The sequence below is a fragment of the Streptomyces sp. NPDC043854 genome, assembly GCF_056436005.1.
Genome location: NZ_JBWKDK010000007.1, coordinates 216,155 through 225,673 on the forward strand (window position 1 = coordinate 216,155; position 9,519 = coordinate 225,673).

A 9,519-nucleotide genomic window follows, 5' to 3' on the forward strand; every position below is an offset into this window, starting at 1 on the left:
CCACACACCCCCCCCCCCCCCCCCCCCCCTCCCCCCCCCCCCCCCCCCCCCCCCCCCCCCCCCCCCCCCCCCCCCCCCCCCCCCCCCCCCCCCCCCCCTCTCCCCCCCCACTTCCCGACCACGGCGGCGGCGGATCACGTCATCGGGTGCAGCCGGGACGGGCTGCGCCCCGACACCGGGGACGCCGGCACGGCCGGTGCCGCCGGGGCCTGTCCGGGGGCGGATGCCAGGGCGCTGCCCTTCAGCCAGTCCGACCAGTCGAGGTTCCAGTCGCCGAAGCCGTTGGCGAACGGGGCCATCGGCTCCCCGCCGCTGTTCACCACCTCGACGAGGTCCCCCACCCGTACCGTCTTGAAGAACCAGGCCGCGTTCTCGGTGCTCATGCCCGTACAGCCGTGGCTGACGTTCGCCTCGCCCTGCGCCTCCACCGACCAGGGCGCCGCGTGCACGTACTCCCCGCTCCACGTCACCCGCGTCGCATAGCGGACGGGCAGGTCGTAGAACTCCTTCGTGCCGCGCCGGATGCCGACCGTGTCCCCCCGCATGCGGACCTGTTCCTCCTTGCCGAGGACGACCTTGATGCCGCTGCGGGTCAGGAACCCCGCCTTGCCCGTGGTGACCGGGATCGTCCGCAGGACCCGGCCGTTGCGACGTACGGTCATCTCGTGGGCGGCGGAGTCGGTGACCGCCTCGATCCGGTCCCCGACGGTGAACTCCACGGACTCCGAAGGGCCGCCGTGCCCGTGGTCGCCGACCTCGACCCCGTCGAGCCCGCTGCGCACCCGCACCACTGCGTGCGCCGGCCAGTACGTACGCGGCCGGTAGTGCAGGGTCGAGTCGTCCACCCAGTACCAGGAGCCCTCGACCGCCGGCTCCGAGGTCACCTCGAGCGCCCGCTCGACCCGGATCCGGGCCTCCCGGTCGGCCGCGGGAACCGGGCGGCTCAGCGCGGCCGTCACGATCTGCCCCGCCCCGTACGTGCCCGGCCCCGGCCCCAGCTCCGCGGTGATCCGGTCGCCGTCCGAGGGAGGCGCGGTCCGGAAGGCCATGGTGACCCCGACCGGGGTCCCCGCCGCGTCCTGGGCTGCCACGTGGACCGTGTACCGCTCGCCGGCCCGCAGGGACTCGGTGTTGGCCCAGCGCCGTCCCTTCGGCTCGAGCGCGCCGCCCACGTAACGCCCGTGCCCGTCCTGGACGGTGATGTCGATGAGCTGCCCCGGGCCGGCCAGCCCGATCTCCAGCGGGCCGCGCGCGTCCGTGGGCAGGACGACCGTCCGCGCCCCGGCGGCGCCGCCGCGCCCGGCGGTGTCCTGGAGCACCGCCCCTGCACCGTAGGCGGTGGCCCGGACCCGCTCCTGCCGCCAGCCGGTGCACGGCCCGAAGCCGGCCGCCCCGGTCCCGCAGTGGGCGGCGCGGCCGTCCTCCCGCAGGGCCCGCCCGACCAGGAGGGTCACCGAGGCGTCCGCGCTGCCGAAGCCCTGTCCCTTGCCGTCCGCCCGGGGCACGCTGCCGGGCACCATGGCGATGACGAGGGCGCCGCCGGTCACGGCGGCCGCCACGCTCCACGATGTGTTCCGCAGGGCGTGCCGTCCCCGCCGCGCCTGTTGCGCGTGTGGTGGATGTGGTTTATGCGCTGCCTGTGGTGCGTGCGGTGCGCGGTGCGTCGATGACATCGGGACGCGGCCTCCCAGATCGCCCATGACCGGATGGCAGCATGAAAGCGAGTGCGGGCCGAAATAATGATCATGTACTCGGCGGGTGCGACCGAACGGGCGTACAAGAGAACTCGTACGGAGCAACATCCGGCGGCCGGAGGGCACTTGCCGCCGACCCGGCGGGCACCTCCGCCGGGTCGGCGACACACGTGCCGAACAGCCGGCCCTCCGCGGCCGCTGAAACCCGGCGTCGGCCACGCCCCCGGCGAAGGTTGACCGAATCCGCGCCCTCCGCACGGGAGATCAGGGCAGTGCCCGGACCCGGACCACGCGGACCGGGTTCTGGCCGCCGCCCGTGGCCAGGACGCGCACCTCGCCGCGGTCGCTGATCTCGGCCCGTACGATGCCGGTCGCGTCCTCGTAGACCGGGTGCCCGCCCGGCCCCGCCAGGCCGGTGGGCGTCACGACCACGGTGTCCTCGCCCGAGCCCGGCCCCTCGGAAAACACCAGCTCATACCGCTGGGAACTCATCCGCGCCCTCCTTCGCCGAGCGAGCGGAGCGTCCTTTCCCTCCATGATGCGCGCAGCCCCCGCCGGGTGCATCGCACCCCGGCCGGGAAGTCGATCAGGCGCGGCCGGGACGGCCGGGGCGTCAGGGCCGGCCGGGGCGGCCGGGGCGTCTCAGGGGCGGCGGGGCGGCGTCATTCGAATCGGGTGGTGTCGCCCGCGCCCACGCGGACGATCTCGGCCGCCCCGCCGGAGAAGTCGACGACCGTGGTCGGCTCGGTGCCGCAGTCGCCCGAGTCGACCACGATGTCCACCACGTGGTCGAGCCGTTCCTTGATCTCCCAGCCCTGGGTCAGGGGTTCGCCCTCGTCGGGCAGGAGCAGAGTGCTCGACACCAGCGGTTCGCCGAGCTCGGCGAGGAGGGCCTGGGTGACGGTGTGGTCGGGGATCCGGACCCCGACCGTCTTCTTGCGGGGGTGCAGGAGCTGGCGCGGCACCTCCCGCGTCGCCGGCAGGATGAAGGTGTAACTGCCGGGCGTGGCCGCCTTAATGGCGCGGAACACGTCGTTGCCGATGGTGACGAGCTGGCCCAGCTGCGCGAAGTTCTGGCACACCAGCGTGAAGTGGTGGCGGTCGTCGAGGTTGCGGATGGACCGGATCCGGGCGAGGCCGTCGCGGTTGCCCATCTGGCAGCCCAGCGCGTAGCAGGAGTCGGTCGGATACGCGACGAGCGCTCCGGAGCGGAGGCTGTCGGCGACGCCGCTGATGGTGCGGTGCTGCGGGTTGTCCGGGTGTACGTCGAAGTACTTCGCCATCTGCCGAGCGTACGCGATCAGGATGCCGCCGCGGACGCCGAGGAGCCCGCGGCCACCGCTGCGGGGGACAGCGCGCGCCGGGCGTGGCGGCGGAAGGCCGCCGTCGCCGGGTGGGCCGGCACGGTCGGCGCGAGGAAGTGGACCGTCACCGGGTCGATCCCGGTGATCGGCAGGAAGCGGACGCCGGGGTAGGGGTGGCTGTGCCGGGTGGCCTCCGCGGTGACGCCGACGGCCTCGCCCGTCGCGATGGCGGTGAGCCATTCATCGACGTTGGCGACCTCCAGGGTGGCCTCGGGCCGGCGGCCTTCCGGCCACAGCGCGGAGCTGGTCGTGGCGGCCGTCGCACAGTGGACGACGGTACGGTCGACGAGGTCGGCCAGAGCCACCTCGCCGCGGCCGGCCAGCGGATCGTCCTCGCACAGGGCCGCCACGCGCGGCTCGCTGTACAGCGCGAGGGCGGACAGCCCGTCGGCCCCGTCCCCCTCGGGCAGGGTGCGGACGAACGCGGCGTCGATGTCGCCCCGGCGCAGGGCCGCCACCGGGTCGGGCAGCCGGTGCACCTGGACCGCGGCATCCGGGTGCTCGCGGCGCCAGTCGCGCAGCAGTGCCACGGTGTGCGCGCCGAGGGCGGCCCAGGCGAAGCCGACGCGCAGCGGCCGCGGCTCCGGCCCGGCGGCGGCCTCGGCGAGGGCGTCGTCGAGCTGCGTGAGGATGCGGTGGGCGTGCTCCCACAGCCGCCGGCCCGCCGGGGTGAGGGAGAGGCTGCGCGTGGTGCGCTCGACCAGGCGGGTGCCGAGACGCTGCTCCAGCTGGTCGAGGGTGCGGGACACGGCCGGCTGGCTGATGTGCAGGACGGCCGCGGCGCCCGTGATGGTGCCCTCGTCGCCGATTGCCGCAAGGGTCCGCAGATGCCTCAGGTCCACATTCACAACCAGCGAGCATAAATGCTGCACAGAAGGTATTTCCCCGGTCACGGCCCGTTCGCCTAGCGTCGAGGCATGCGAATCCTTCTCATCGGTGCGGGCGGCAAGCTCGGCACCGCAGTGCACCAGTCCCTGACCGCCCGCGGCCACGAGGTGGTGACCGCCGGACGCTCCAGCGGCGACCTCCGCTTCGACGTCACCGACCCGGCGCAGATCGCCGCCCTGTACGACGCCGCCGGCGAGGGCGGGCAGCTCGACGCGGTGGCGAGCGCCGCCGGCTCGGTCCCGTTCAAGCCGGTCGCCGACATGACCCCGGAGGACTGGACGGCGGCATTCCGCGGAAAGGTGCAGAGCCAGCTGGAGCTGGTCCGCCAGGGAATCGGCCGGATCGCGCCGCGCGGCTCCTTCACCCTGATCACCGGAGTCCTGGCGCGCAGCCCCATCGTGACCGGCTCGGCGGCCTCCATGGCCAACGGCGCCGTCGAGGCGTTCGTCCGCGCGGCGGCGGTGGAGATCGCCCCGCAGCGCGTCAACGCCGTCAGCCCCACCGTGGTCACCGAGGCCCTCGACGTGTACGCCGGCCACTTCCCCGGCTTCGCGCCGGTCGACCTGGCGGAGGTGGCCCAGGCGTACATCCGCTGCATCGAGGGCGTGGAGACGGGCCGGATCCTGGAACTGGGCCACTAAGCGGCCTCGGGGAAGTGGGGCACGCCCCCGCGCCGCCCGGCACGGCACCTCGCCGCACTGCCACATCACCCAAGTACGTCCAGTACGAGGGCGATGCGGCAGCACGCCGATGCACCGCACCGGACGACGCGGAAACGCACCCCACTTCCCCGAGGCCGCTTAGTCGTCGCTTAGTCGCCGACCTCCCTGCTGCGCAGGTCGTCCAGCGTCTCGCGGCGGATCAGCAGCCGGGCCGTCCCGCCGCCGACGGCGACCAGCGGCGGCCGGCCGACCAGGTTGTAGCCCGAGGCCATCGACAGGTGGTAAGCCCCCGCGACCGGTACGGCGAGCAGGTCGCCGGGGCGGACGTCGCCGGGCAGCTCCACCCCCGCGGCGAGGACGTCGCCCGCCTCGCAGTGCCGGCCGACCACGGTCGCCGTGCACGGGTCGGCCCCCGAGCGGCGGCCGATCAGCCGGGGCGCGTACCGCACCCCGTACAGGGCCGGCCGGGGGTTGTCGCTCATCCCGCCGTCCACGGCCACGAACAGCCGGCCGGCTGTGCGCTTCACCGCGAGGACCCGGTAGACCGCCACCCCCGCCGGCCCCGCCACCGCCCGGCCGGGCTCGATCGCGAGCCGTGGGACGGGCAGCCCGGCCGCCGCACAGCTCGCGGTGAGCTCGGCGCGCAGCCGCCGGGCGAGCGCCGTGAGGTCGAGCGCGGGCTCTCCGGGGCGGTAGGCGATGCCGTGGCCGCCGCCCATGTCCAGCTCGGGCAGGACGACGCCGTGCGCGTCGCGGATCCGGGCCATCAGGCCCACCATCCTGCGCAGCGCGGACACGTACGGCTTGACGTCGGTGATCTGCGAGCCGATGTGGCAGTGCAGGCCGGTCAGTTCGAGCTGCGGCAGGCCGAGGATCCGGGGGACGGCGTGCTGCGCCGAGCCGTCGGTGAGGGACAGCCCGAACTTCTGCCCGTCCGTTCCCGTACGGATCTTCTCGTGGGCGCCGGCCGAAATACCGGGCACGATACGGAGCATCACCTTCTGGTGCCCGCCCGGGCCCACGGCGGCGGCCAGCCGCGCGATCTCCGACGGGCTGTCGATGGCGATCCGCCCCACCCCGAGGCGCAGCGCCGTCTCGATGTCGCGCGGCGACTTGGCGTTGCCGTGCAGGACGATGCGGTCCGCGGGGAAACCGGCGGTGACGGCGAGTTCGAGCTCGCCCGCCGAGCACACGTCGAGTCCGAGGCCCTCCTCGGCGACCCAGCGCACCATGGCCCGTGACAGGAACGCCTTGGCCGCGTACAGCACATCGGCGTCCGGGAAGGCGTCGCGGTAGGTCCGGCAGCGGGTCCGCACCTCGCCCTCGTCCAGCACGTAGACGGGGGTGTCGAACCGGTCGGCGATCTCCGCCAGCGACACCCCGCCGACGGCGAGGCCGCCGCGCGGGAGGCGCGCCGTGGATGCGGGCCACACCGACAGGTCGTCGGCTCCCTCGGCGAGGTCGGACAGTACGGCTGTGGTCATCGTTCCGCCCCTCACCAGACGGTCCGGACGGGGGGCGGGCCCGGGTGCCGGCCCGGACCGGGGGCCTCGGCGCGAGCCCCGGGCTCGGACCGGGCGTCGGCGGTGGCCTGGGCGTCGGCGGGGGCCCGGGCCGGGACCGGGGCGACCGGCGGCGCCGACAGGGCCGGGTCGACGGTGACCAGGCCCGCCCCGAGCGGCTCGCACAACCGGCGCAGCGCGGCGTCGGACAGCCGGATGTACGGGTGGCCAGCGCCGAGGACGGCGGTCAGCCGGGTGGGGCTGGTGAACCCGACGGCTGTGCGCGTGCCCAGCGGAGTGCGGAACAGCCGGATCACCGCCTCCGTGCAGCTTCCCGGCCGGACGGGCACGTACAGCAGCCCGGCCGGGATCCGTTCTTCGGGCTCGGGATCGTCTTCGTGCCGGAACAGACACATGGGCCCTCCCCGGGGCGCGGTGGTGGAACGGTCGGAAGGCGCCCCGGACGCTGAGACGCGGCGGCGGGGCGCGGCATCGAAGCTATGCCCGCCCGCGTGCCGTCCGGGCCTCCTCCTGACGGGACCTTGACGCCGACGGGCCGTGTTCATACACAGCTCTGACGCCCGCCAAACCGCTCGGTAAGAAATGCGTCAGTCTTTGGCCTTTCCCCGCCAGGACGCCGCCAGACGGCATATCCGCCCTTCCGTGCCCCGTTGCGTGGGGTGTGAAATTAATTGACGTGTAAAGGAAGTAAGGAGGGGACATCCCATGTCTGAACCGGCTGGGCTCCAGAACCGTGCCTGGGGCGGGGAGGTGCGGGCCGCGGTCGGCTTTGCGGTGCTGCTGCCGGCGGTGCTGCTGACGGTCGACGCGGTGGCCGGCGACAGCGGCTGGCGGCGCTCGGTGGTGTGGATCTGGCTGGGCCTGCTGCTGCTCGTGGTCCTGTGGCCGACCCGCGTCAGCGCCGTTCCCGGCCTGCTGACCACCCGGGGGCTGATCCGGAGCCGGCAGGTCCGTACCGACCGGCTCGCGACGGTCGCCTGGCACGACGGCGTCGCCGAGCGGCTCGTCCTGACGGACACCGACGGCGGCAGCGTCGAGCTCGACCCGCGCGTCTTCGCCGACAACCCGCCCCTGTGGTACCGGGTCGGCGAGGACATCGGCGCGAGCGTGTCCAGCGGCACCCTGGGCGAAGGCCTGGTCCCGCTGCGGCAGTTCTGCAGCCTGATCGACCGCGAGACGGCCCGCGCGGTCTTCAAGGCCTCCGCGCTGACCTGAGCGCAGACCGGGTCCTGTGCGCCGATCCGGTCCTGCACGCCCGGCCGCCGAGGGCTCCGGCCGGTCAGGAACGGGTGAGGGCGGCCGCCCCGAAGGAGACGTCGAAACGGTCGCACCAGATGCTGACACTGGTGTACTCGGCCAAGTCGACGTCCGCGGGGATCGCGTAGTTCTGGTCGCCCTTGTTGCCCTTCAACTGACCGAGGCTGACGTACTTGCCGTCGTCGAAGACCCGCCAGCCGGCCACGCCCTCCTTCACCGGGGCATCGGTCAGCCACACGTGCAGGTCCGGGCCGTTGCTCGTGTCGAGGTTCTCCAGCCGCAGGCTGCGGGTCCCGTCGGCGAGGCGCAGCACCTTCACCGTGCCCGTGGTGGCGTGCTCGTGGCTGATCAGCGTGCCCTGCGCGAGGACCTGCGGCCCGGCTCCGGCGGAGGCACCGGGGGACGCCGGAGCCGACGGGGTCGGCAGCGCCTCGCTGACGGTGTCGTCCTGCCAGAGCTTCCACGGCTCGAACCAGTAGAGCCCGGCGCCGACCACCAGGGCGCACACGGCCAGCACAGTGCCCCATACCCACCTGCGCCGCATTCCCTTGCCCACTGCCGCTCCCTCACCGTCTCGCGATGGCTCTGTCCCCGCAGGCCCATGTTCACATGCGGACCCGCCGCGAGGCCGGTCCTGCGCCCTGCGGGCGGGGCGGCGGAATCCCTGCGGCACGCCGCCTCCGCGACCAGCCGGTGATCACGGTCACAGCGGCTGGACCTCAACCGCCCTTGAGGGAGGAGGCTGTTGCCCACCGGAGGGCAGCCGGAACGGCCGCCCACGAGCCCGCGTCCCCAAGGAGCCGTGCCATGTCAGACCACCGCACCGTCCTCGTCACCGGAGCCACGGGCCGCCAGGGCGGTGCCACCGTACGCGCCCTCGTCGCCCGCGGCCGGCACGTCCACGCCCTGGTCCGCGACCCGGACCGGCCCGAGGCGGGCGCCCTCCGGGCCCATGGCGCGACCCTCGTCGCCGGCGACCTCGACGACACCGCCTCCCTCGAAGCGGCCATGCGCGGCGTGCACGGCGTCTTCAGCGTCCAGCCGATGCCCGCGCCCGGGCCCGCCGGAGCCGAGGCCGAGGTACGTCAGGGGAGGGCGGTCGCGGAGGCCGCCGCCCGGGCCGGTGTCGCCCACTTCGTGTACACCTCGGTCGACGGCGCCGACCGTCCCGGAGACGTGCCGCACTTCCGGAGCAAGGGCCTGATCGAGCAGCACATCGCGGAGCTCGGCCTGCCGGCCACCGTGCTCCGCCCGGCCTTCTTCCTCACCAACTTCACGGGCATGGGCCCCCGGTGGACCGACGGCGAACTCGTCCTGTCGCTGGCGCTCGCCCCGCACACCGCGCTCCAGATGATCCACCCCGACGACATCGGCGAGTTCGCTGCGGACGTCTTCGACGACCCGGCCGCGTACCTCGGCCGCACCCTGGAGATCGCCGGGGACCGGCTGACCGGCCCGCAGATGGCCGAGGTCTTCGCCCGCGCCGCCGGCCGCCCCGTACGGTTCCGCTCCCAGCCCGTCGAGGAGGTGCGGGCGCACAGCGAGGAGATGGCCGTGATGTTCGAGTGGTTCGGCACCACCGGCTTCCTCGCCGATGTGCCCGCCCTGCGCGCCGCCCGCCCGCACCTGAGGACCCTGGACGACTGGGCGGGCAAGGAGTGGACCGTACCGGCGGAGCCGGCCCGCCTCCCCTGACCGCCCGCCTCCCCCGACCGCCCGGTGCCTCAGGGCCGGGCGCGGACGGCCGCGTCCAACTGGTCCGCGGAGCGGGCCAGGCCGCCCGCCGCCGCCGTGCACCGGTCGGCCAGGTCCTCGATCCGCCACCGGAAGGCCTCGGCCTGCGGCCCCTTCCAATCGAGCGCGGCGGCCCCGGCACGCAGCCGCCGCGCGTGGTCGAGCAGGGCGGCGGAGTGGGCGCGCAGCCCGTCCGCGGCCGACTGGCGCGGCTGCGCCTCCGACCGTGGTGCGGGAATCCCGGTCACAGGGTCCTCCAGGGGGCGAAGGCGTTGGTGACGCCGTCCAGGGCGGGGGCGAGCTCGGGGTGGTGCCGCAGCAGCACCGTGACCATGGTGTTCCGGTCGATCCACTCCAGGCCCTCGGCGGTGTACACCTCGGGCCGGTAGTCGGTGGT

11 protein-coding genes are annotated in these 9,519 nt (G+C 74.5%); 3 read left to right on the top strand and 8 right to left on the bottom strand.

From position 1 onward, the window contains the following. Nucleotides 1–134 precede the first annotated feature (134 nt). From AC068A_RS09985 to AC068A_RS10000, 4 genes are all read right to left on the bottom strand, one after another. Entirely contained in the window at nucleotides 135–1,559 is a 1,425-nt protein-coding gene (locus tag AC068A_RS09985) for a L,D-transpeptidase (protein WP_478583251.1), read from the bottom strand. A gap of 399 nt (nucleotides 1,560–1,958) precedes the next feature. Further along, entirely contained in the window at nucleotides 1,959–2,186 is a 228-nt protein-coding gene (locus tag AC068A_RS09990) for a DUF6296 family protein (protein ID WP_385672537.1), read from the bottom strand. Nucleotides 2,187–2,356: 170 nt separating this feature from the next. Continuing rightward, nucleotides 2,357–2,977, bottom strand: coding sequence for an L-threonylcarbamoyladenylate synthase (locus AC068A_RS09995; RefSeq protein WP_478583255.1), 621 nt, complete (start codon nucleotides 2,975–2,977; stop codon nucleotides 2,357–2,359). A gap of 17 nt (nucleotides 2,978–2,994) precedes the next feature. Beyond that, on the bottom strand, nucleotides 2,995–3,906 hold the full coding sequence (locus AC068A_RS10000) for a LysR family transcriptional regulator (RefSeq protein WP_478583258.1): 912 nt from the start codon (nucleotides 3,904–3,906) through the stop codon (nucleotides 2,995–2,997). A 69-nt stretch (nucleotides 3,907–3,975) separates the two neighbouring features. Here AC068A_RS10000 and AC068A_RS10005 point away from each other — a divergent pair, with 69 nt between their 5' ends. After that, complete coding sequence (locus tag AC068A_RS10005) at nucleotides 3,976–4,587, top strand: short chain dehydrogenase (RefSeq protein ID WP_478583261.1); 612 nt, start codon at nucleotides 3,976–3,978, stop codon at nucleotides 4,585–4,587. A 170-nt stretch (nucleotides 4,588–4,757) separates the two neighbouring features. On the opposite strand, the gene lysA is transcribed toward AC068A_RS10005, so the two are convergent. Both lysA and AC068A_RS10015 read right to left on the bottom strand, forming a co-directional pair. Next, complete coding sequence (lysA, locus tag AC068A_RS10010; RefSeq protein WP_478583264.1) at nucleotides 4,758–6,092, bottom strand: diaminopimelate decarboxylase; 1,335 nt, start codon at nucleotides 6,090–6,092, stop codon at nucleotides 4,758–4,760. Between the two features lie 11 nt (nucleotides 6,093–6,103). Further along, the gene (locus AC068A_RS10015; protein WP_478583267.1) at nucleotides 6,104–6,526 is read right to left on the bottom strand and encodes an SAV_915 family protein; all 423 of its coding nucleotides are present in this window, start codon (nucleotides 6,524–6,526) and stop codon (nucleotides 6,104–6,106) included. A gap of 310 nt (nucleotides 6,527–6,836) precedes the next feature. On the opposite strand from AC068A_RS10015, the gene AC068A_RS10020 reads away from it, so the two are divergent. Next, entirely contained in the window at nucleotides 6,837–7,346 is a 510-nt protein-coding gene (locus tag AC068A_RS10020) for a hypothetical protein (RefSeq protein ID WP_478583270.1), read from the top strand. A 64-nt stretch (nucleotides 7,347–7,410) separates the two neighbouring features. Here AC068A_RS10020 and AC068A_RS10025 read toward each other — a convergent pair whose 3' ends face one another. Continuing rightward, entirely contained in the window at nucleotides 7,411–7,932 is a 522-nt protein-coding gene (locus AC068A_RS10025) for a DM13 domain-containing protein (RefSeq protein WP_478583292.1), read from the bottom strand. A gap of 263 nt (nucleotides 7,933–8,195) precedes the next feature. Here AC068A_RS10025 and AC068A_RS10030 point away from each other — a divergent pair, with 263 nt between their 5' ends. Next, nucleotides 8,196–9,083, top strand: coding sequence for an NmrA/HSCARG family protein (locus AC068A_RS10030; RefSeq protein WP_478583273.1), 888 nt, complete (start codon nucleotides 8,196–8,198; stop codon nucleotides 9,081–9,083). Between the two features lie 29 nt (nucleotides 9,084–9,112). Here AC068A_RS10030 and AC068A_RS10035 read toward each other — a convergent pair whose 3' ends face one another. Then, nucleotides 9,113–9,370 carry a hypothetical protein gene (locus tag AC068A_RS10035; protein WP_478583276.1) on the bottom strand — a complete coding sequence of 86 codons (258 nt, stop codon included), beginning with the start codon at nucleotides 9,368–9,370 and terminating at the stop codon, nucleotides 9,113–9,115. Nucleotides 9,371–9,519: the final 149 nt, after the last annotated feature.

What these genes read in the sequence shown, in the direction of transcription:
- AC068A_RS10030 (WP_478583273.1), top strand. Translation starts at nt 8,196, where the DNA reads ATGTCAGACCACCGCACCGTCCTCGTCACCGGAGCCACGGGCCGCCAG.
- AC068A_RS09990 (WP_385672537.1), bottom strand. Translation starts at nt 2,186, where the DNA reads ATGAGTTCCCAGCGGTATGAGCTGGTGTTTTCCGAGGGGCCGGGCTCG.
- lysA (WP_478583264.1), bottom strand. Translation starts at nt 6,092, where the DNA reads ATGACCACAGCCGTACTGTCCGACCTCGCCGAGGGAGCCGACGACCTG.
- AC068A_RS09995 (WP_478583255.1), bottom strand. Translation starts at nt 2,977, where the DNA reads ATGGCGAAGTACTTCGACGTACACCCGGACAACCCGCAGCACCGCACC.
- AC068A_RS10025 (WP_478583292.1), bottom strand. Translation starts at nt 7,932, where the DNA reads ATGCGGCGCAGGTGGGTATGGGGCACTGTGCTGGCCGTGTGCGCCCTG.
- AC068A_RS10015 (WP_478583267.1), bottom strand. Translation starts at nt 6,526, where the DNA reads ATGTGTCTGTTCCGGCACGAAGACGATCCCGAGCCCGAAGAACGGATC.
- AC068A_RS10005 (WP_478583261.1), top strand. Translation starts at nt 3,976, where the DNA reads ATGCGAATCCTTCTCATCGGTGCGGGCGGCAAGCTCGGCACCGCAGTG.
- AC068A_RS10020 (WP_478583270.1), top strand. Translation starts at nt 6,837, where the DNA reads ATGTCTGAACCGGCTGGGCTCCAGAACCGTGCCTGGGGCGGGGAGGTG.